Consider the following 21,745-nt stretch of genomic DNA (forward strand, 5'->3'; position numbering starts at 1 on the left):
CGTATGTGCTGGTGGGGTGCGGACGCTACGCGCGGCCGGGGAAGAAAATCTTCACCTCGCGCTCGGCGGACTCCTCGGAGTCGGAGGCGTGGATCAGGTTCTCCCGGACGATCACGCCGTAGTCGCCGCGGATGGAACCGGGGGCCGCGGCGATCGGGTCGGTCGGGCCGGCCAGCTGACGCACCCCTTCGATGACCCGCTCACCCTCGACGATCATCGCCACGACCGGGCCGGAGGTCATGAACTCCACCAGCGGCTCGTAGAAGGGCTTGCCCTTGTGCTCGCCGTAGTGCTGCTCGAGCGTGTCCTGGTCCAGGGTGCGCAGCTCCAGCGCGGTGATCGCCCAGCCCGCCTTGCGCTCGATGCGGCTGATGATCTCGCCGGTCAGGCCACGACGGACGGCGTCGGGCTTGAGGAGGACGAGGGTGCGCTGGGTCACGACGGGCTCCTTATGCGTCAAGGCTGTGCGGTTGTGCGGTGGGACGAGATTACCCGGCGTGTCGGGGCGCCTGTTACGCAGCGTCAGATGTGGAGGAGCCCGCCTGGGCGGCGAATCTCGCCTTCGCCTCGTCCACCTTCCGCCCGTAGTGCACCGACGCCCACCACAGGGCTGCGAAGACCACGCCCAGGAAGAACATCATCGGCACGGCGAAGCCCGACGCGATGAGCGCGATCTGCAACGCCCAGCCGAGCGCGACCCCGCCCGGGCGAGTCACCAGGCCGCACAGCACCAGGCAAAGGAACATCGCGACACCGCTGACCGTCCACACGGTCGTCATGGACAGATCGGGGTCCTTCATGGCGACCAGTCCGGCGAAGCCGATGATGAAGAACTCTCCGATCAGCGTCGAAGAACAGAGCGTACGCACGGGATCTCAGCCCCTCCCCAGGAGCAGTCGGGCCTCGCCGACGGTGATGACGGAACCGGTGACGAGCACACCGCCGCCCGCGAACTCGCCCTCCTCCTCGGCCAGCGTGATCGCGGCCTCCAGCGCGTCGGGCAGCCGCGGCTCGACCTGGACGCGCTCCTCGCCGAACACCTCGACGGCGATACCGGCCAGCTCGTCGGCGTCCATCGCGCGGTGGCTGGAGTTCTGCGTGACCACGATCTCGGCGAACACCGGCTCGAAGGCTTCCAGCAGCCCTCGCACGTTCTTGTCGCCGCTCGCGCCGACGACACCGATGAGCCGGCTGAACTGGAAGGCCTCACCGATGGCCTCGGCCGCCGCCCGGGCGCCCGCCGGGTTGTGGGCGGCGTCGAGCACGACGGTCGGGGAGCGCCGCACGACCTCCAGCCGTCCCGGCGAGGCAACGGCCGCGAACGCCTTGCGGACCGTGTCCAGGTCCAACTGCTCGGCCCGCTGCGCGCCGACGCCGAAGAACGCCTCCACGGCGGCCAGCGCGACGGCCGCGTTGTGCGCCTGGTGCGCGCCGTGCAGCGGCAGGTACATCTCCGGGTACTCGCCGCCGAGCCCGCGCAGCGTCACCAGCTGCCCGCCGACGGCCACCTGCCGCTCGACGACACCGAACTCCAGCCCCTCCCGGGCCACGGTCGCGTCCACCTCGACGGCCTTCTTCAGCAGCACCTGCGCCGCGTCGACCGGCTGCTGCGCCAGGATGACGGTCGCGCCCTGCTTGACGATGCCGGCCTTCTCCGCCGCGATCTCCGCGTGCGTGGTGCCGAGCCGGTCGGTGTGGTCGAGGTCGATGGGCGTGACGACGGCGACGTCACCGTCGATCACGTTCGTGGCGTCCCAGGAGCCGCCCATGCCGACCTCGACGACGGCGACGTCGGCGGGCGCGTCGGCGAACGCCGCGTACGCCATGCCGGTGAGCACCTCGAAGAAGGACAGTCGGTACTCCTGCTGCCCGTCGATCATCTCGATGTACGGCTTGATGTCCTGGTACGTCTCGATGAACCGCTCGGGCGAGATGGGGGCGCCGTCCAGGCTGATGCGCTCGGTGATCGACTGCACGTGCGGTGAGGTGTAGCGGCCGGTCCGCAGCTCGAAGGCGCCGAGCAGGGCCTCGATCATGCGGGCCGTGGAGGTCTTGCCGTTCGTGCCCGTGATGTGGATCGACGGGTACGACCGCTGCGGCTCTCCCAGCACGTCCATCAGCGCGGCGATCCGGCTGACGGAGGGCTCCAGCTTGGTCTCGCCCCAGCGTGTGGCGAGCTCCGCCTCGACCTCGCGCAGGGCCTTGTCGACCTCGGGGTCGGCGGGCCGGGTCGGGATGTCGGCGTCGGGCGGGCCGCTCTGGGTGCGCAGGGTCCGGCTGCCGGCTTCGATGACGGCGAGGTCGGGGTCGCGGGTGGTCTCCTCCGCGATGATCTCGTCGAAGGTGTTGAGGGGGTCGGGCTGGTCGTCGTCGTTGTGGTCTGGAGGGAGCTCGCTCACGGGGCCAGTCTACGGAGACCGGCTGACATTGCTTGCGGTGGCTTGTGTCCGTGGGCGACTGCGGGTCCGTCGCGCAGTTCCCCGCGCCCCTGAACTGCGTCAAGGCCCCGGCGCTGACCAGCACCGGGGCCTTGACGACCGTACTGCCCGCTACGCCTGCGGCAGCCTCTCCAGCTGCGCCTGAATCCGGGCGATGTCCTCCTCCGCCTTGGACAGGCGGGTGCGGATCTTCTCCACCACGTGGTCAGGGGCCTTCGCCAGGAACGCCTCGTTGCCGAGCTTGGCGTTCGCCTGCGCCTTCTCCTTCTCCGCCGCCGCGAGGTCCTTCGCGAGGCGCTTGCGCTCCGCCGCCACGTCGATCGTGCCGGAGAGGTCGAGGGCGACCTCGGCGCCGGCGACCGGCAGGGTCGCCGTGGCCGTGAAGGCGTCGCCCTCCGGCTGGAGCCGGAGCAGCTGGCGGATGGCGGTCTCGTGCGCCGCGAACGGCGTGCCGTCCAGGGTCAGCCGGGCCGGGACCCGCTGGCCGGGCTGGAGGCCCTGGTCGGCGCGGAAGCGGCGGACCTCGGTGATGACCGACTGGAGGCTCTCGATCTCGCGCTCGGCGTCGGCGTCCCGGAAGCCGCTGTCCTTCGGCCAGTCGGCGATGACGACCGACTCGCCGCCGGTGAGGGTGGTCCACAGGGTCTCGGTGACGAAGGGGACCACCGGGTGCAGCAGCTTCAGCGTGACGTCGAGGACCTCACCGAGGACACGCTTGCTGACCTCGGCCGCCTCGCCGCCCGCCTGGAACGTCGTCTTGGACAGCTCGACGTACCAGTCGAAGACCTCGTCCCACGCGAAGTGGAACAGGGAGTCGGACAGCTTCGCGAACTGGTAGTCGTCGTAGAACGCGTCGACTTCCGCGACGACCGTGTTGAGCCGGGAGAGGATCCACCGATCGGTCGAGGACATCTTCGACGGGTCCGGCAGCGGGCCGTCCACCGTCGCGCCGTTCATCAGCGCGAAGCGCGTCGCGTTCCAGATCTTGTTGGCGAAATTGCGCGAGCCCTGGACCCAGTCCTCGCCGATCGGGACGTCGACACCCGGGTTCGCGCCACGGGCAAGAGTGAACCTGAGCGCGTCCGAGCCGTACTTGTCCATCCAGTCCAGCGGGTTGACCGCGTTGCCGAAGGACTTCGACATCTTCTTGCCGAACTGGTCGCGGACCATGCCGTGCAGGGCGATGGTGTGGAACGGCGGGGTGCCGTCCATCGCGTACAGGCCGAACATCATCATCCGGGCGACCCAGAAGAAGAGGATGTCGTAGCCGGTGACCAGGACGGAGTTCGGGTAGAACTTCGCGAGCGACTCGGTCTGTTCGGGCCAGCCGAGCGTGGAGAACGGCCACAGGCCGGAGGAGAACCAGGTGTCGAGGACGTCGGTGTCCTGACGCCAGCCCTCGCCGCTCGGCGGCTCCTCGTCGGGGCCGACGCAGACGACCTCGCCGTTCGGGCCGTACCAGACCGGGATGCGGTGGCCCCACCACAACTGCCGCGAGATGCACCAGTCGTGGAGGTTGTCGACCCAGTCGAAGTAGCGCTTCTCCATCTCCTGCGGGTGGATCTTGACGCGCCCGTCACGGACGGCGTCGCCGGCGGCCTTCGCCAGCGGGCCGACCTTGACCCACCACTGCATGGAGAGCCGGGGCTCGATGGTGGTCTTGCAGCGCGAGCAGTGGCCGACCGAGTGGACGTACGGCCGCTTCTCGGCGACGATCCGGCCCTCGGCGCGCAGCGCGGCGACGATGGCGGAGCGGGCCTCCAGGCGGTCCAGGCCCTGGAAGGGACCGTGGGCCGTGATGACCGCGTGCTCGTCCATGATCGTCAGGGCCGGGAGGTCGTGGCGCTGGCCGATCTCGAAGTCGTTCGGGTCGTGGGCCGGGGTGACCTTGACGGCACCCGTGCCGAACTCCGGGTCGACGTGCTCGTCGGCGACGACCGGGATGGAGCGGTCGGTCAGCGGCAGCTTGACCAGCTTGCCGATGAGGTGCTGGTACCGCTCGTCCTCGGGGTGAACGGCGACGGCCGTGTCTCCGAGCATGGTCTCGGCGCGGGTGGTGGCGACGACGATGGTGTCGTCCCCGTCGCCGTACTTCATGGAGACGAGCTCGCCGTCGTCGTCCTGGTACTCGACCTCGATGTCCGAGATGGCGGTCAGGCACCGGGGGCACCAGTTGATGATGCGCTCGGCGCGGTAGATCAGCTCGTCGTCGTAGAGCCGCTTGAAGATGGTCTGGACGGCCTGGGAGAGGCCCTCGTCCATGGTGAAGCGCTCGCGCGACCAGGCGACGCCATCTCCCAGGCGCCGCATCTGTCCGCTGATCTGCCCGCCGGACTCGGCCTTCCACTGCCAGACCCGCTCGACGAAGGCCTCACGGCCCAGGTCGTGCCGGGACTTGTTCTCCTTGGCGAGCTCCCGCTCGACGACGTTCTGCGTGGCGATACCGGCGTGGTCCATGCCGGGCTGCCACAGCGTCTCGTAGCCCTGCATCCGCTTACGGCGGGTCAGGGCGTCGATGAGCGTGTGCTCGAAGGCGTGCCCGAGGTGCAGGCTGCCCGTGACGTTCGGTGGCGGGATGACGATCGTGTACGGCGGCTTGTCGCTCTTCTCGTCCGCCTCGAAGTAACCCCGCTCTACCCAGCGCTCGTACAGCGGCCCCTCTACGTCGGCCGGCGCGTACTGGGTCGGCAGGTCGGTGCTGGGCGCTGGTGGCTGCTGCTGAGCGTTCTCGGTCACGGGGGTCAGTTTAGGGGTGTCACTACCCCGTCCCGAAACGCGTTTGCTCTGTAACGGTGGGGCCCCGATGCCATGCACACGGCGGGTCTGCGCCAGGATGTCCGGAACACATAAGCATCTGGAGGGGAACCCAGACCATGAGCTACAACCAGCCGGGCCCGTACGGCGGGCAGCCCCAGCAGCCCGGGCCGTACGGCCAGCCGGGACCGTACGGCCAGCCGCCGCAGGCCCCCCAGCCCGGCTACGGCTACCCCCAGCAGGCCCCTCCGCCCCAGCCGGGCTATGGCTACCCGCAGCAGCCCCCGCAGGGCGTCCCGCCCCAGCCGAACCCCTACGGCCAGCAGCCCCCGTACGGCCAGCAGCCGCCCTACGGCCAGGCCCCGTACGGCGCGCCTCAGCCCCCGGCCCCGGGCGGCGGCAAGAAGAAGACGGGCATCATCATCGGCGCGGTCGCGGTGGTCGCCGCGATCGCAGTGGGGGCGTACTTCGTGATCGGCGCAGGCGGTGGCGGCCTGGAGGACGACGGGCCGCACAAGCTCACGACGCCGGCGACGGTGCTCAGCGACTACAAGCGCACCACGAAGGACGGGTCGACCATCGGCGCCGGCTCGACGTCGGAGCTGGAGAAGAGCGGCGTCAAGAACGCCAAGACCGCGGCGGGCCTCTACACCACGGTGGACCTGAGCGACTACGACCCCGACGATCCGTCGTCCGAGGCGAAGATGGCGACGGCCAAGACCCTTTCGGTGGCCGGTGCCTATGGTGAGATCTCCGACCCGGAGGCGACTCTGGACCTGTTCTTCGCCAACTTCAAGAAGTCGGCCGAGAAGGAGTCCTCCACCGGGTCCGGCAAGCCCGAGCTGGTCGGCGAGCCCGAGGCGGCGGACCTCGACGGCGCGGTCATGAAGTGCCAGTCGGCCAAGGGGCCGGACCGGAAGACCGGGAAAGAGAAGACCAACTGGTTCTGCGCGTGGGCCGACTACAGCACGATCGCCATCGTGTCGCCGGGTGACGCGGCGCAGGGCGTGACCAAGGACGTGGCGATCGACCTCACCACCAAGGTCCGCGGGGAAGTCCGCGTCAAGGTCTGACACCGGCAACGACGAAGGCGCCCGGCAACTGTGCTGGGCGCCTTCGCGTGCAATGGGTGACTAGGCCGTCTTCTGCTCCCCCGGACCGCGTCCGCGCGCATCCCGCGGAATCAGCGTCGGGTTCACGTTCGACTGGACGACGTCCGCCGTGATGACGACCCGGGCCACGTCCTTGCGGGACGGGACCTCGTACATCACGCCCTGGAGGACTTCCTCCATGATGGCGCGCAGGCCTCGCGCGCCGGTCTGGCGGAGGATGGCCTGGTCGGCGATGGCTTCGAGGGCCTCGCGCTCGAAGTCCAGCTCCACACCGTCGAGTTCGAAGAGCCGCTGGTACTGCTTGACGAGCGCGTTGCGCGGCTCGACGAGGATCTGGAGCAGGGCCTCGCGGTCGAGGTTGTGGACCGAGGTGATGACGGGGAGGCGGCCGATGAACTCGGGGATCATGCCGAACTTGACCAGGTCCTCCGGCATGACCTCCTGGAACTGGTCCTTGGACTCCATCTCACGCTTGGAGCGGATCTGCGCGCCGAAGCCGATGCCCTTGGCGCCGGCCCGGGACTCGATGATCTTCTCCAGGCCCGCGAAGGCACCACCCACGATGAACAGCACGTTCGTCGTGTCGATCTGGATGAACTCCTGGTGCGGGTGCTTGCGGCCGCCCTGCGGCGGGACGGAGGCCGTGGTGCCCTCCAGGATCTTCAGCAGGGCCTGCTGGACGCCCTCACCCGACACGTCGCGCGTGATGGAGGGGTTCTCACTCTTCCTCGCGACCTTGTCGATCTCGTCGATGTAGATGATCCCGGTCTCGGCCTTCTTGACGTCGTAGTCGGCGGCCTGGATCAGCTTGAGCAGGATGTTCTCGACGTCCTCGCCGACGTAGCCGGCCTCCGTGAGGGCCGTGGCGTCGGCGATCGCGAAGGGGACGTTCAGCATCCGCGCGAGGGTCTGCGCCAGGAGGGTCTTGCCGGAGCCCGTGGGGCCGAGGAGGAGGATGTTGGACTTCGCCAACTCGATGGCGTCGTCGCGGCCGTTCGCCCCGCCGTTCTCGCCGGCCTGGACTCGTTTGTAGTGGTTGTACACCGCTACGGAGAGGGCCTTCTTGGCGGCCTCCTGGCCGACCACGTACCCCTCGAGGAACTCGTAGATCTCGCGGGGCTTCGGGAGCTCCTCCCAGCGGACCTCGCTGGTCTCCGCCAGCTCTTCCTCGATGATCTCGTTGCAGAGGTCGATGCACTCGTCGCAGATGTACACACCGGGCCCTGCGATGAGCTTCTTGACCTGCTTCTGGCTCTTGCCGCAGAACGAGCACTTGAGCAGATCGCCGCCGTCACCGATGCGTGCCACGGTGTGCTTCCCCTTCGCCTGGGAGACTCCTGGACGCCGACGTCCAGCGGACTCCTGGTGCTGCCTTATGTCCGACGGTACCTTGCCGGGCCCCTCGTTCGGGCCCCCCTTGGCGCGGTTCGCTTTGACGTGGACCGTCCCAAACCGTGCCAAGGGGCGGCAGACGATACAGCCTCTCGCCTCAGCGCAGGCTCGAGTTGTCCATCTTCCGGGTGGAGATGACCTGATCGATCAGGCCGTAGTTCAGCGCGTCCTCGGCCGTGAGGATCTTGTCGCGCTCGATGTCCTCGCGGATCTTCTCGATCGTCTGGGTCGAGTGCTTGGCCAGCATCTCCTCCAGCTGCGTACGCATCCGGAGGATCTCGTTGGCGGCGATCTCCAGGTCGGACACCTGCCCGCGGCCGGTCTCGCTGTACGGCTGGTGGATCAGCACGCGCGCGTTCGGCAGGGCCATGCGCTTGCCCGGGGTGCCGGCGGCCAGCAGGACGGCGGCGGCGGAGGCCGCCTGGCCCATGCAGACCGTCTGGATGTCCGGCTTCACGTACTGCATCGTGTCGTAGATCGCGGTGAGCGCCGTGAAGGAACCGCCGGGGCTGTTGATGTAGACCGAGATGTCACGGTCGGGGTCCATCGACTCCAGGCACAGCAGCTGCGCCATGACGTCGTTGGCGGAGGCGTCGTCGATCTGGACGCCGAGGAAGATCACGCGCTCCTCGAAGAGCTTCGCGTACGGGTCGTACTCGCGAATGCCCTGGGAGGTGCGCTCGACGAAGCGCGGGATGATGTAGCGGGACTCGGCCTGCGGGCCGGTGTACTCGCCCTGAGCGGCGCGCATGTCCTGCACGGCGTTCATACGGTCGTAGATCCCGCTGCCGGGGAACTGGTTCACGGTGTCTCCTGAAAAGGGCTGAGGCGGTCGGCTGGGGCTGTCTGGGGTCGCGGGGGCCCGGGAGGGCTCCGTGGGCCTCACGGGGCTCCACAGGCCCCGTGGGGACCTCTCAGGCCCCGGTGCCGCCGCCGCCCGGCATGCCGGCGGCCGTAGGCATGACGTCGTCGATGAGGCCGTACTCCTTGGCCTCGAAGGCGTCGAACCAGCGGTCGCGGTCCGAGTCGCGGGTGATCTGCTCGACCGTCTGGCCGGTGTGCTGGGCGGTGAGCTCGGCCATGCGCTTCTTGGTGTGCAGCAGCCGCTCAGCGTGGATCTTGATGTCTGAGGCGGAGCCCGCCAGGCCGGCAGAGGGCTGGTGGATGAGGATCTCGGCGTTCGGCAGCGCGAAGCGCTTGCCGGGGGTGCCCGCGCTGAGCAGGAACTGTCCCATCGAGGCCGCGAGGCCCATGGCGATCGTCACCACGTCGTTCTTGATGTACTGCATGGTGTCGTAGATCGCCATGCCGGCCGTGATCGAACCGCCGGGGCTGTTGATGTACAGGTAGATGTCCTTGTCCGGTTCGGCGGCAAGGAGCAGCAGCTGTGCGGTGATCTTGTTCGCGATGTCGTCGTCGACCGGCTGGCCGAGGAAGATGATCCGCTCGTTGAGCAGCCGGTTGTAGACCTGGTCGCCGAGGCCACCACCGATGGAAGGCTCGCCGGCGGCTGAAGGCATCAGATTCGTCACGTATCCACCTGCTCGTCTTACGACGGCGCCGGGCCGTCTCACGTGTTCCCTGCGGGGCGGGAGCCGTATCGGAGACTCCACTGCCCTGGTACTCATGGACCCTAACGCGCGGGTCCCTTCGGGGAATCCCGGAGATGGGAGTGTTCGCCGGGGGCGTAGCGACTGGGGGCCGGTAACGCGACGGGCCCCGAGAAGCACTGTGTCTCGGGGCCCGTCCTTACGGCGTTACGAAGTGTCCGGGGCTCAGCCCTCGGTCTTCTCCTCGGCGGTCTCGGCCGGGGTCTCCTCGGCGGAGGCCTCGGTGGTGTCCTCGTCCTCTTCGTCGTCGAGGTCGATGATCTCGCCGTTGGTGTCCTTGACCGTGGCCTTCTCGACCACGGCGGCCAGGGCCTTGCCGCGGGCGACCTCGCCGACCAGGAGCGGAACCTGGCCGCCCTCGACGACCGCCTGGGCGAACTGGTCGGGGGACATGCCGGAGGAAGCGGCACGCCGCATGAGGTGCTCGGTGAGCTCCTCCTGGTTGACGTTGAGCTTCTCCTGCTTGACGAGCTCGTCGAGCACGAACTGGGTCTTGATGCCCTTGACCGCGGCCTCGCGGGTCTCGGTCTCGAACTCCTCCTCGCTCTTGCCCTGGATCTCCAGGTACTTCGCGAGGTCGAGACCCATCTGGCCGAGCTGGTGGTGCTCGAGGTTGTGCTTGCGCGTGTTGACCTCGTCCTCGAGCAGCTTCTCGGGGACCGGGACCTCGACCAGCTCGAGCAGCTTCTCCAGGACGCGCTCCTGGGCCTGCGTGGCCTGGTCGTACTGCTTCATGTTCTCGAGGCGCTTGCGGCTGTCGGCGCGCAGCTCCTCGATGGTGTCGAACTCGGAGGCGAGCTGCGCGAACTCGTCGTCCAGCTCGGGCAGTTCACGCTTGGCGACCTGGGTGACCTTGACGGTGACCTCGGCCTCCTTGCCGGCCGCCGAGCCGCCCTTGAGCTCGGAGGTGAAGGTGGCCTCGCCACCGGCCTCCAGGCCCTTCACGGCGTCGTCGATGCCGTCCAGCAGCTCACCGGAGCCGATGGTGTAGGAAACGCCGTCGGCGACGCCGTCCTCGAGGACCTCGCCGTCGACCTTGGCCTCCAGGTCGATCGTCACGACGTCGCCGTCCTCGGCGGCACGCTCGACCGGGGCGGTGGAGGCGAAGCGCTCGCGGAGCTCCTCTACCGCCTTGTCGACGTCCTCGTCGGTGACCTCGACGGCGTCGACCTCGACCTCGATGCCGGAGTAGTCCGGGATCTCGATCGCGGGGCGGATGTCGACCTCGGCGGTGAAGTTCAGCGTCTCGCCGTCCTTCAGCTCCGTGATGTCGACCTCGGGCTGGCCCAGGGGGCTCAGCTCGGCCTCGTTGACCGCGTCGGTGTAGAACTTCGGCAGCGCGTCGTTGACGGCCTCCTCCAGCACCGCACCGCGGCCGAACCGCTGGTCGATGACCCGGGCCGGGACCTTGCCCTTGCGGAAGCCCTTCACCGTGACCTGCTGGTTGATCTTCTTGTACGCCGCGTCGAGGCTGTCCTTGAGCTCCTCGAAGGGCACCTCGACAGTGAGCCGAACCCGAGTCGGGTTCAGGGTCTCCACGGCGCTCTTCACGGTTCGGTCTCCTTGTGGCTGACTTCTTGGGTTCTGCCGGTGCCAGAGCGGCCCGGCGGATTTCGCCGCCCGGAGGACTTCAGACGATGAGACACACGGGCGTGCAGCTTGCATAGTAACGGCAGCGACTACACCGCCCAAAAGGCGATCACTCGAGTGATGCAGGAGACGATCACGCGAGGTGACCGGTCGGCTGGTCGGGGTGGCGGGATTTGAACCCACGGCCTTCCGCTCCCAAAGCGGACGCGCTACCAAGCTGCGCCACACCCCGTCTGGTGCGACACGTAGGGTACATGCCGCCAGGCGGTGTGGCCGACGCATTTCCACAGGGCCCGCGCCGCGTCGGCCACGGCGGGAATGCGGTGTGCGACGGACGGGCCCGACCCGCTACGATGCCTTCAGTGCCGCGGTCGCCCGACCTGCGGCGCATTGTGCGGGCGTAGCTCAATGGTAGAGCCCTAGTCTTCCAAACTAGCTACGCGGGTTCGATTCCCGTCGCCCGCTCTTCAGGTCGAAGGCCCGGACGAGAGGTTCTCCTCTCCCCGGGCCTTCGGCGTTCGTGTGTCCGGTCGGTTCGTGTGTCCGGTCGGTTCGTGTGTCCGGTCGGTTCGTGTGTCCGGTCGGGTAGAAGCCGGCGTCCTCTTCGGACGGCGGCTTCCGCCAGGGCGTCTCGGCGACCCGCTTTCTGAGCGCGTCGAGGTCGCAGTGGCTGAGGGCACCCGCCCACACCCTGCACTCGGGCCACTTCCAGCCGCCCCACCCGGGGCCCTGGTCCGTGAGGAGGTTCAGGTCGCCGACGCCGAAGGCGTCCGGCTGCCGGCGGTGCGGAGCCTCGTCGCCAGCCAGGCGCTCAGCGCCTCGACGTTTGCCCGATCGGCGTCACCGGCCGAGATCATCACGTTGGCAACCCAGCTCATGGGGCTCGTTCTGCCTCGCCGGGCTTCGACCGGTCGAGCGATTTGGCCTGATCACGATCACCGCGCCCTCGTCCGCGGACAAGCCGTTCGGTGCGGTGCGGTGCGGTCGACGGACCGGGACCAGGTGTTGCGGCTCTCGGCGAGTCGAGGCGGGCCGCCATGGCCTGGGCACCGGCGCAGATCAGAGACGTGCCGGCTTCCAGCCGTCGGGGAGGTCGGCCGGCGCGCCGCGGTGGACGAGGGGGTGGGGTCGCCGCCGCGGGTGCGGGAGACGGCGGTGGCGACGACCGCGGCGAGTACGGCGGTCAGGGCGGCGGAGACGAGCAGCAGGCGGCTCTGCGGCGGCCGTGGGGACGCGCGGCCTCGGATGTCGGCGTCCCGGCCGGATCGCGCGGCCGTTCGTGCCGCTCCGTCCGGACCCTGGCGGACCGGTGCGGCTGCCGCTCTTCGCCCCACCCGGCGTCCACCCCGTCGGACCGATGACGCCGCGCCTCGCCAGGCAGGTGGCGTTGCGCGTCGCGGCCGCGTCCACGACGGGGGCCGTGAAGGCGCCGCTGACCTGGCGGGCGACGGCCCCCTCGCGGCGATGGGCCCCCGTTCGAGCGAAGCCGAGAGTGGGGGGGGGAGGGCGAACCCGGCATCGGCGGGGTACTGGCCGAGCGGGCCAGGCAGACCACACCCATGCCGCCGGGACCGAGGCGGTCACGGAGCCGCATGCTCCTCGGCCGGCGGTACCGGCCGGTCAGAAGCTGATGGAGTTGATGGTCTCCGCTATCGAGTTGAGGAACCGGTTGATGGGCGGGGCCATGCCGGTCGAGGCGAGGAAGAAGCCGAAGAGGATCGCCACGATCGCTGGGCCTGCCTTGATGGATCCCCCTCTCAGCAACACCACAAGGATGATCGCCAACAGCAGCACCACAGACAGTGAAATGGCCACAACTGATCACACCCTCGGTCGGTCCGCTCTCCCGGCCCGGGGACGCGACCACGCGCACCCCGCCAGAACCATCGTGCCACCAACCCGGCCCGGCTATGCGGACCGTGACGCATTGACCAGCTCACGCGTGCCGGAACCGGTGTGCGCCGCCGGGGGCCAGGGGCCGAACGGCCGGGCCTCGTACGGCAATTCGATGCACCACCCGCACAGGTAATTCAACCGAATCGTTTCCGTGTCCACACAACGCGTTCGCAGCTAATTCGAATTGCCCCCGCAGCCTCCTCAACAACCTTGCGGGCACACTTCGAAGGGGCGCGGAAGCGGACATTCCGCCAGAGTCGCCTGCTGGTCTTATGCGCCGCTTAGTCCGGAAGTATCCCGACAAGCAGGGCAAGTGTGATGAACACAATCCGCCGCCGGACGATGTGTTGGGCATCACTCCGACAGTGGCGTCAACTTCCTGAAATCCGGGGTACCGACAGCGAATAGCCAGGATTTACATCCGGCGTTTTACGAATAGCCGCAGGGAACGCTAGGGTGCCTCAGATGTTCCACGCTGCCTCGTCCCCCGCAAGCGCAGCGAGGTCCCGGATCGTCTCCCCGAGTTCCTGGTGGGAGGGTCTGTGACGAACTCGCTGCGACCGAACGGCGACCGCAGGGCGCCACTTCCCCCGGCACAGTCGCCGGCCGACGGAGTGCCGAGCCCGCGCTCGCCGCAGAGCCCGCAGAAGAAGCAGAGCGGCAAGCAGCGCGACGCGTTCTTCGACAACGCCAAGTACCTGGCGATCGTGCTGGTGGCCATGGGCCACGCCTGGGAGCCGCTCAAGGGCGACAGCCGGATACTCGAGGCCGCGTACCAGGTCGTCTACGCCTTCCACATGCCGGCGTTCATCATCATCTCCGGCTACTTCTCGCGCAGTTTCGACATGCGGCCCGACCGGCTCAAGCGCCTGATCACCGGCGTGGCCGTGCCGTACATCGTCTTCGAGACGGCCTACCCGCTCTTCAAGCGGTTCATCGACAACGATCCGCACCAGGAGATCAGCCTCCTCGACCCCTGGTACCTGACCTGGTTCCTGTGCGCGCTGTTCGTCTGGCGGATGACCACGCCCATCTGGAAGATGGCGCGCTGGCCGCTGCCGCTCGCGCTCGGCCTCGCGATGCTGGCGACCGTCTCCCCGGAGATCGGTGACGACCTGGACCTCCAGCGGGTCCTCCAGTTCCTGCCGTTCTTCGTGCTGGGCCTGGTGATGAAGCCCGAGCACTTCCACATGGTGCGCCGCCGTTCCGTGCGGATCGCCTCGGTGCCCGTGTTCGCGGCCGCGCTGGCCTTCAGCTGGTGGGCCGTCCCGCGCATGAACACCGCGTGGTTCTACCACCGGGACGCCGCGCAGGAGCTCGGCGCGCCGTGGTGGACCGGCCCGGTCATGGTGCTCGCGATGTTCGGCTGCTCCCTGGTCCTGACCGCCTGCTTCTTCGCCTGGGTGCCGCGCCGCCACATGTGGTTCACCGCGCTCGGCGCCGGCACGCTCTACGGCTACCTGCTGCACGGCTTCCTGGTGAAGGCCGGTGACTACCAGGGCTGGTTCGAGCCGACGTGGATGCACCAGCCGCTCGGTGAGATCTCCGTGACCGTCGCCGCGGCCGCCGTCGTGACGGTGCTGTGCACCAAGCCGGTGCAGCGGGTCTTCCGGTTCGTGATGGAACCGAAGATGGAGTGGGCCTTCAAGCGGGACGCGGCCGAGCTCGCCCGTGAGCGCCAGAGCGCCGAGCGGCGCGAGCGCGAACGCGAGAAGGCGACCGTGGCCTGACCGGCCGACCCGCTATCGACAACCAGACGGCCCGCACTCTTCGGTGAGTGCGGGCCGTCTGGTTGTGTCGGCGTCGACTGGGCGAACGTTGCCTGCCGGGGCACTAGCTGCCCTTCAGGTGTCTCATCAAGCGTTCGAAGTCCTGCCAGCCCGAGAGGTCGGACGGGTCGCCCCGAAACGCGTAGTACAGCGCCGGGCGGGTCTTCGGGCCCAGCTCCCGCGGAGCTTCGGGGAGCGGCGTGCGGCGGGCTCGGTCGCCCGGCATCTCGCGGACCTCCTCGGCGCCCAGTACGAAGGCGTAGGGCACACCGGGGCCTTCGAAGCGGGCCGGGACGGACAGGTCGCGGCGGGCCCGGCGGATCTGGACCAGCATGGACTGCAGGTCGTGCCGGGTGGCGAGGGCCTCCGCGGCGGCGACGACGGCGTCCGTCGGGATCTGCTCGCCCGGTCCGTAGCCGAAGGCCAGCGTCACGTCCTCCTCGACGCCGCCCTTCGTCCGGGTGACGCGCACCGTCGCGAGGCCCGGCCGCTCCGGCGTGCCGACGACCACCAGCCAGGTCGGCTCGGGTGCCCGCTCGTGGGCCACGTCGGTCAACTGCCGCAGTAACCAGGGGAGGTTGGCGGGCTCCTCGGTGCCCCAGCCGGCCGGTGGCTCGCCGGTGATCTCCCGCCAGACGGCTTCCACGGCACCGCCGAGGACGAGCCGGTCGTCGGCTGGGTGAACGGTGCGGAAGGAGATCGCGAGCTGGCGTTCACCGGTGTCCTGGATGCCCTCCCGGAAGGAGGCGGCGACGGGTGTGCGCGGGTCCTCCGGGGTCGCCTCCGGAGACTCGACCGTCACGAACAGGCCGTTGCTCCACTGGAGGACCGCTCCGGTCAAGCCGTCGTAGTAGCCGTCCCGCTCGTCCTGCACCACCCAGCGCGAGGGCCAGCCCGGCAGGCTGCCCCGGACCGCCGGGGAGAGGCGGGTGCCCGCCGGGGTGACGATCTGGAGCCCCAGGCCGGCGTTCGCGGCGGCGCGGAAGGCGTCCGACAGCCAGGCCGTCATCGCTACCACGGGACGGTCCTGGATGACGACGGCGACCTTGTCGGTGAGCACGTCCACGGCGGGCTGGGCGGCGGCCGGTGCCGGCGCCACCGCCATCCCGTCCGTCTTGACCACGGCCATCGACCACGCGGCCTGCGGCGGCCAGGCCGTCCCGCCGACCAGCGTGGCGATCCGGGCGGCGAACGTCCCGGCGAGTTCCTCGGCCTCCTGGACGCCGGTGGTGGCCCGGGCCTCGGTCCACCAGTACGGCACCTCGGGCTCCTGGGCTCCGAGCAGCCGCTCGGCCTCTCCTCTGACCTGCACGAGCAGCGGCGCTTCGACGGAGACGAGCGGGCGGCCCTGCTGGTCGCAGAGTTGCACCACGGCCCCCTCGCCCTCGGTGCCGGCCAGCAGGTCCGGGCCGCCGGAGAGCAGGCCCGCGAGCACGCTCAGCGGGTCGGGCATCTTCTTGGTGAGGGCGATGACATCCTTCGTCACGCGTTTACCTCGTCCCCTCGTAGACGGTCTGGATGAGCCGGCTCGGTTCGCCCCTGCGGACCAGCACGCCGCGGCCGGGCGGCTGCGGGCCGGCGTACACGCCGGGGAAGAGCTGCCCCTCGCTGCGGTCGCCGGCCATCACCAGCGCCGAGGCGCCGGACTCGCGCAGGCTCTGGAGCAGCGGCTCGTACAGGCCCCGGGAGGCGCCCGCGACGCGGCGGGTGAGGACGAAGTGCAGTCCGATGTCCACGGCCGACGGGATGTACGGCACGAAGGGCGCGAGCGGCTGCTGACCGGCCGTGGTGAGGACATCGTAGTCGTCGACGAGGATCACGATCCGCGGGCCGGAGAAGCTGCCCGGCTCCAGATCGGCGCCGTCGGCGCTCTCGTCGGGCAGCCGCTTCTCCAGTTCGGAGGCGATGCCGGCGGCGAGGCCGGCGCACAGCTTGGTGTTGTAGGCGTAGCCGCCCCGGTACTCCTCCGGGATGACGCCGCGCAGGCCGCGGCGCGGGTCGAAGACGCCGAAGACGAGTTCCTTGTCGCCGTAGCGCTCGATCAGGCTGCGGGCGATCACCTTGAGCAGGTTGGTCTTGCCGCACTCGCTGTCGCCCATGACCAGCAGGTGCTGGTCGTGGTGGAACAGGTCGAGCAGGACGGGGGCGAGCTGTGTCTGGTCCAGACCGACCGGGACGCGGCGCGGTTCGGTGGCCGGGCCGGGCAGCTGGTGCGCCTCCAGCACGTGCGGCAGCACGCGCACCGGCTGGGCGACCTCGCCGGTCCAGGTGGCGCGGATCTGCCGGGCGGTGGTCTCCAGGACCGCGCCGAGGTCGGCGGTGTCGGCGAGGCCGTCGGTGCGGGGCAGGGCGACCTGGGCGAAGAGCTTGCGGTCGGTGAGGACGCGGCCCTTCTCCTCGGGCGAGAGGGTCTCGCCGAGCTTGCGGTCGATGCTGGACTCGCTCGGGTCGTTCAGGCGCAGTTCGACCCGGGTGCCGAACTGGGACTGGGTGGCGATGCGCACGTCGTTCCAGCGCAGCATGCCGGCGACGACGTGGATGCCGTAGCCGCTGCCCCGCTTGAGGATGTCGACGACCGGGTCGTCCAGTTCCTCGAAGTCGTCGCGCAGCGCGCCGAAGCCGTCGATGAGCAGCACGATCTCGGTGCTGGCCAGCTCGGGCACCCGGCCCGCGGCCCGCAGGGTGCGCAGCTGCTCCAGCGAGTCGATGCCGTGCACCCGGAACAGTTCCTCGCGCTGGTCGAGCATGGCGCGCACCGAGTCGATGGTGCGGGCCGCGCGCTCGCGGTCGGCCCGGCCGGCGATGCCGCCGACGTGCGGCAGCCCCGACAGGGCCTGCAGGCCGCCGCCGACCAGGTCGAGGCCGTAGATGCCCACTTCCTGCGGGGTGTGGGTCAGCGCCAGCGAGAGGGCGAGGGTGCGCAGCAGGGTGGTCTTGCCGGACTGGGGACCGCCGATGATCGCGGCGTGGCCGCCGGCGAGTGTCAGGTCCAGGTACCACTGGCCCTGCCACTGCTTCGTCGGGTCGTCGAGCGTGCCCAGCGGCACCTGGAGCGGGCCGCGGCGCCCCGCGAGCTGCATGCCGCGCGCACCGACCTGCACCGGTCCGGCGACCTTGTCGAGCGGGACCGCGGCGGGCAGCGGGGGAAGCCAGATCTGGCGGACCGAGCGGGCACCGGAGCGCTCCAGCTGGTCGATCATCACGCCCATCTCGGTGGGGCCGGTCTCCCGGCGCCTCATCTGCGGCTCCTCGGGCCCCTCGGACTCCCCCTGGCCGAGGGTGTTGTAGGCCTGGTACTCCAGGGCGAGCGGCCCGGTGTCCTCCGGCTCGTGCTGGACGGGGCCGCGGTAGGCGCCCGAGACGTAACTGGCCTTGAACCGCTCGTAGTGGCTGGTGTCGACCTTGAGGTAGCCGAAGCCGGGCAGCGGGGGCAGGTGGAAGGCGTCCGTGGTGTCCAGGACCGTACGGGACTCGTCCGGGGAGAAGGTGCGCAGACCGAGCCGGTACGACAGGTAGGTCTCCAGGCCCTTGAGCTTGCCGGCCTCGATGCGCTGGCTGGACAGCAGCAGGTGCACACCGATGGAGCGGCCGATCCGGCCGATGGACAGGAACAGGTCGATGAAGTCCGGCTTGGCGGTGAGGAGTTCGCCGAACTCGTCGATCACGACGAACAGGTGCGGCAGCGGCTCCAGGTCGGGGCGCTTCTCGGCGCGCAGCGCGGCGTAGTGGCCGATGTCGGCGACGTTGCCCGCGTCCTTGAGCACCTGCTGGCGGCGCTTGACCTCGCCGGCGAGGGAGGCGTGCACGCGCTCGACCAGGCCGGCCTGGTTCTCCAGGTTGGTGATGACTCCGGCGACGTGCGGCAGGTGCGCGAACGGGGCGAATGTGGCGCCGCCCTTGTAGTCGACGAGGACCATGGCCAGATCCTCCGGCGGGTGCGTGGCGACCAGCGCGAGGACGAGGGTGCGCAGCAGCTCCGACTTGCCGGAGCCGGTGGCGCCGACGCACAGGCCGTGCGGGCCCATGCCCAGTTCGGAGGACTCCTTCAGGTCGAGGAGCACGGGCTCCTTGGCGTCGCTGACGCCGATCGGCACGCGCAGGAAGGCGCGCTCGCCGCGCGGCGCCCACAGCCGGTGGAGGTCGAGTTCGGCCACGTCGTCGAGGCCGAGCAGCTGGGCGAAGTCGACCGGGCCGGTGAGCGGGGCGTCGACCATCGACTCCGCGGACAGGCGCAGCGGGGCGAGCATCCGGGCGAGGCCCTCGGCGAAGGGGACGCCGATCTCGTCGACGGTGCCGTGGGCGCTGATCGGCTCCTTCTCGCGCAGGTCCTCGATGACGACGCGCTCACCGTCGACGGTGACGCGCACACCCACGCTGCCGGGCTCCTGCACGCGCTGGTCGAGCAGGTGCAGCACGGTGACGCTCATGTCCCGCAGGCCCACGGCGTCGTCGGGGCGCGGCAGGTCGACCGCGTCGGCGCCGTGCGCATCGGCGACGACGAGCAGCCGGGAGGTCATGGCGAGGGCGTCCTTGCCGGACAGGCCGCGGCGGACCTCGGCCGCGTAGGAGGCGCGGCGGCGCAGTTCGGCGCCGATCTGCCGGGCCAGCTGGGGCAGGGAGGGCGCGATGCGGCGGGCGGCGACGGGGCCGTCGAACTGCTCGGAGTCGAGCAGGTGCGGCAGCCACTTGGCCCACTCCCAGTCGGCGATCCGGTCGCCGGGCGCGGCCAGCGCCATGGCCACGTCGTCGGGGGCGTGGGTGGCGGCGGCCTGCGCGATCAGTGCGCGGGCGACACGCAGGGTGTCCTCGCGCCGGCCGATGACGGTGATGTTGCCGACGCGGTCGAGCGGGACGGTGAGCGGGAGTTCGGTGCCGTTGGCGAAGCGCGCGACCAGGGCGGAGGCCTCGTTCAGCATGAACTCGTCGGGCGGGGTGAGCACGGAGGATCCCGGCGGGGCCACCTTCAGGTCGCGCACCGGCATCTCACCGGTGCCGACGCGGACCCGCAGGAAGTCGGCGTCGAGCCGGCGCCGCTCCCACAACCGGGCCGGGTCGCGCACGATGTCGTACAGCGCGTCCGGCGGCGGGTTGAGCACCTGCGTGCTCTCGCGCCGCTCCCGCTCCTCCTTCGACAGCTCCTCCCGCAGGTCCTCCAGGTAGGAGAGGTAGGCCTCGCGCTGGGTGCGGCGGGTGCGCTGGGCCTTGCCTCGCTGGGTGAAGAGCATGACGAGCGAGCCGATGACGGTGACGAGGAGGATGATCGCGCCCAGCCCCGCGAACTGGCTGTTGCGCACGACCGTCATCATCACGACGGAGGACATCACGCCTGCGACGGGCAGCAGCGAGGTCGCGATCGAGCCCGTCTTGCCGTCGGGCAGGTTCGGCGGAGCCTCGATGGTGCGCGGTTCGGGGGCGGCCGGGGGCCTGGTGGTCCGGGCCGGCCGGTGGATCAGTCGGGTGCTCATCGTGGTTGACCTGTCCTGTCGGTCCTGGGTTCCCTTCGTTTGCGGGAGGGGTCAGCGGCGCTTGTGGGAGAGCTGGAAGGCCTCCGCCGCCAGGCGGGTGGCGGCCTCCCTGGTGTCCCGCGCGAGCAGCTCGGTGCGGATCGTGCCGCCGGCCGCCAGATGCCGGTCGTAGGGCAGGACCCGCACGCTCGCCCCCGTCGCCTTCAGCTGCTCGGCCGCCTTCTCCAGGTCGATGCCGGTGTGCGGCACGGTCTCGGTGAGCACGACGACGGTGGAGGTGGTGATGTCCCGGGGCAGCCCGCGCATCCACTCCAGGACCGCGTGCGTGCTGGCGATGCCCTCCAGCGTCGCGGGGACCGTGAGGATCCGGGCCTGGGCGGCGGACAGGGCGGTGCGGGCGACCTCGGCGGGCAGCGTCTCGCAGTCGGCGACGGTCACGCCGAAGTAGCGGCGCATCGCCACCATGATCCGCTCGTAGCCCTTGGTGTCGAGCATGGCCCCGACCTGGCCCTGGCTGCCGGGCAGCAGCCAGGCGTTCTCGGGCAGTTGGACCAGGTAGCCGGTGATGTCGAGGAGCGTCATCTGCGGTTCGACGACGTCGGCGAGATCGCCCGTGGTCCAGCGCAGGCTCTCCGCGCCGAGCCGGAGCGGCAGCGAGCCGAGCGCCGGGTCGGCCTCGACGGCCAGGACGGGGTCCTGGCGGTAGTGGGCGTAGGTGGCGGTCAGCAGCGCGGCGACCGTCGTCTTGCCCGAGCCGCCGCGGATCGAGGTGACCGCTATCTGGCGGCCGGTGGTGACCGGCTGCTGGAGGATCTCGGCGGTCGCGGTGGTCTCGGCGACCTCACGGGCCGCGGAGGAGGAAACAGTGCGGCGTACGGCCCTCAGGGCGCGCGCGGCGAACGGCTCCCCCCGCCGGGGTCCCCGGCCCGCGCCGGCGAGCTTCTGGTCGAGGACCGGGTGGCTGTCGGGGGTGGAACGGGAGGCACGGGCGCGGGGCGCGGGGGCCTGCTGCGCGTACTGCTGCGGCTGGGGCTGCTCCTGCTGGGCCGGCTGCTGCTCGGCTGCGTGCCGCTCGGCGTGGGCCTGCTGTTCGGCGTAGGCCTGTTGCCCGGCGTAGGCCTGCTGTTCAGCGTAGGCCTGCTGCTGGGCGTGCTGGTGCTGCTGCTGTTCGGTGTACGCCTGCTGCTGCGCGTGCTGATGCTGCGCCTGCTGGTGCTGCTCGGCGTACGCCTGCTGCTCGGCGTAGGCCTGCTGCCGGGCATAGGCCTGCTGTTCGGCGTAGGCCTGCTGGGCGTAGGCCGGGTCGGGGTAGGGCTGCTGTCCCTGCGCGGGATAGGCCTGCCGTTGCGCGGCGGCGTACTGCTCGGCGTACGCCTGCTGTTGCGCGTGCTGCTGCTCGGCGGACGTGGGCTGCTGGTACTGCTGCGGGTAGCCGTAGGCCGGTGCCGGCCCCTGTCCTCCCTGCCCGTGTCCCTGTCCCTGGGCGTACTGACCGGCTGGGCCCTGCTGGGCGGCGTGCGCCTGCTGCGCCTCCGGCCCCTGTCCCTGCTGCGGCGCCGCCTGCTGTGCCGCCGCCTGCTGCCGGTCCCGCTGCTGGGACGTCTGCTGCGGCTGCTGGGGCGTGCCGCCCCTCAGATCGCGCAGCACGTCGTTCTGCCAGTTGTCCCCGCTCGGCATGTCGCCCTTCTCTCCTGCCACATCCCGCCGTGTCGTTCCGCG

At 70.2% G+C, this 21,745-nt stretch carries 15 protein-coding genes and 2 tRNA genes; 3 read left to right on the forward strand and 14 right to left on the reverse strand.

Annotated features, from left to right (window positions below):
- Positions 1 to 25: 25 nt before the first annotated feature.
- From ndk to AOQ53_RS36995, 4 genes are all read right to left on the reverse strand, one after another.
- Complete coding sequence (gene ndk / locus AOQ53_RS36980; protein ID WP_059424150.1) at positions 26 to 439, reverse strand: nucleoside-diphosphate kinase; 414 nt, start codon at positions 437 to 439, stop codon at positions 26 to 28.
- Positions 440 to 512: 73 nt separating this feature from the next.
- Complete coding sequence (locus AOQ53_RS36985) at positions 513 to 869, reverse strand: DUF4233 domain-containing protein (protein WP_059424152.1); 357 nt, start codon at positions 867 to 869, stop codon at positions 513 to 515.
- 6 nt (positions 870 to 875) lie between these two features.
- Entirely contained in the window at positions 876 to 2,399 is a 1,524-nt protein-coding gene (folC, locus tag AOQ53_RS36990; protein WP_059424154.1) for a bifunctional tetrahydrofolate synthase/dihydrofolate synthase, read from the reverse strand.
- A gap of 150 nt (positions 2,400 to 2,549) precedes the next feature.
- A complete protein-coding gene (locus tag AOQ53_RS36995; protein WP_059424156.1) occupies positions 2,550 to 5,174 on the reverse strand; it encodes a valine--tRNA ligase in 2,625 nt (874 codons plus the stop codon).
- A gap of 137 nt (positions 5,175 to 5,311) precedes the next feature.
- Here AOQ53_RS36995 and AOQ53_RS37000 point away from each other — a divergent pair, with 137 nt between their 5' ends.
- Positions 5,312 to 6,265 (forward strand): hypothetical protein, encoded by a 954-nt coding sequence (locus AOQ53_RS37000; RefSeq protein ID WP_059424158.1) that lies wholly within the window; start codon positions 5,312 to 5,314, stop codon positions 6,263 to 6,265.
- Between the two features lie 60 nt (positions 6,266 to 6,325).
- On the opposite strand, the gene clpX is transcribed toward AOQ53_RS37000, so the two are convergent.
- The 5 genes from clpX to AOQ53_RS37025 all read right to left on the reverse strand — a co-directional run bounded on the left by clpX (position 6,326) and on the right by AOQ53_RS37025 (position 11,128).
- Positions 6,326 to 7,612, reverse strand: a complete 1,287-nt coding sequence (gene clpX, locus AOQ53_RS37005; RefSeq protein ID WP_010041898.1) for an ATP-dependent Clp protease ATP-binding subunit ClpX — start codon at positions 7,610 to 7,612, stop codon at positions 6,326 to 6,328.
- Positions 7,613 to 7,793: 181 nt separating this feature from the next.
- Positions 7,794 to 8,501 (reverse strand): ATP-dependent Clp protease proteolytic subunit, encoded by a 708-nt coding sequence (locus AOQ53_RS37010; RefSeq protein ID WP_059424160.1) that lies wholly within the window; start codon positions 8,499 to 8,501, stop codon positions 7,794 to 7,796.
- Between the two features lie 109 nt (positions 8,502 to 8,610).
- Positions 8,611 to 9,216 carry an ATP-dependent Clp protease proteolytic subunit gene (locus tag AOQ53_RS37015; protein WP_010041894.1) on the reverse strand — a complete coding sequence of 202 codons (606 nt, stop codon included), beginning with the start codon at positions 9,214 to 9,216 and terminating at the stop codon, positions 8,611 to 8,613.
- 255 nt (positions 9,217 to 9,471) lie between these two features.
- The gene (tig, locus tag AOQ53_RS37020; RefSeq protein ID WP_059424161.1) at positions 9,472 to 10,857 is read right to left on the reverse strand and encodes a trigger factor; all 1,386 of its coding nucleotides are present in this window, start codon (positions 10,855 to 10,857) and stop codon (positions 9,472 to 9,474) included.
- A 194-nt stretch (positions 10,858 to 11,051) separates the two neighbouring features.
- Positions 11,052 to 11,128 (reverse strand) — tRNA-Pro (locus AOQ53_RS37025).
- A gap of 162 nt (positions 11,129 to 11,290) precedes the next feature.
- Here AOQ53_RS37025 and AOQ53_RS37030 point away from each other — a divergent pair.
- Positions 11,291 to 11,361, forward strand: a tRNA-Gly gene (locus tag AOQ53_RS37030).
- 281 nt (positions 11,362 to 11,642) lie between these two features.
- Here the strand turns inward: AOQ53_RS37030 and AOQ53_RS47590 are convergent.
- Positions 11,643 to 11,774, reverse strand: a complete 132-nt coding sequence (locus AOQ53_RS47590; protein WP_269085496.1) for a hypothetical protein — start codon at positions 11,772 to 11,774, stop codon at positions 11,643 to 11,645.
- Between the two features lie 742 nt (positions 11,775 to 12,516).
- Positions 12,517 to 12,711, reverse strand: coding sequence for a hypothetical protein (locus tag AOQ53_RS37035; protein ID WP_059424162.1), 195 nt, complete (start codon positions 12,709 to 12,711; stop codon positions 12,517 to 12,519).
- A gap of 623 nt (positions 12,712 to 13,334) precedes the next feature.
- Here AOQ53_RS37035 and AOQ53_RS37040 point away from each other — a divergent pair.
- A complete protein-coding gene (locus AOQ53_RS37040) occupies positions 13,335 to 14,522 on the forward strand; it encodes an acyltransferase family protein (RefSeq protein ID WP_059424163.1) in 1,188 nt (395 codons plus the stop codon).
- 103 nt (positions 14,523 to 14,625) lie between these two features.
- Here AOQ53_RS37040 and AOQ53_RS37045 read toward each other — a convergent pair whose 3' ends face one another.
- The 3 genes from AOQ53_RS37045 to AOQ53_RS37055 are packed head-to-tail and all read right to left on the reverse strand — an operon-like array spanning position 14,626 to position 21,703.
- The gene (locus tag AOQ53_RS37045) at positions 14,626 to 16,047 is read right to left on the reverse strand and encodes a DUF6177 family protein (protein ID WP_059424164.1); all 1,422 of its coding nucleotides are present in this window, start codon (positions 16,045 to 16,047) and stop codon (positions 14,626 to 14,628) included.
- Between the two features lie 4 nt (positions 16,048 to 16,051).
- The gene (gene eccCa / locus AOQ53_RS37050) at positions 16,052 to 20,026 is read right to left on the reverse strand and encodes a type VII secretion protein EccCa (protein ID WP_059424166.1); all 3,975 of its coding nucleotides are present in this window, start codon (positions 20,024 to 20,026) and stop codon (positions 16,052 to 16,054) included.
- A gap of 51 nt (positions 20,027 to 20,077) precedes the next feature.
- The gene (locus tag AOQ53_RS37055) at positions 20,078 to 21,703 is read right to left on the reverse strand and encodes a MinD/ParA family ATP-binding protein (RefSeq protein WP_059424168.1); all 1,626 of its coding nucleotides are present in this window, start codon (positions 21,701 to 21,703) and stop codon (positions 20,078 to 20,080) included.
- Between the last annotated feature and the right edge of the window lie 42 nt (positions 21,704 to 21,745).

Origin of the sequence: Streptomyces azureus (genome assembly GCF_001270025.1) — a bacterium.
GTDB lineage: Bacteria > Actinomycetota > Actinomycetes > Streptomycetales > Streptomycetaceae > Streptomyces > Streptomyces azureus.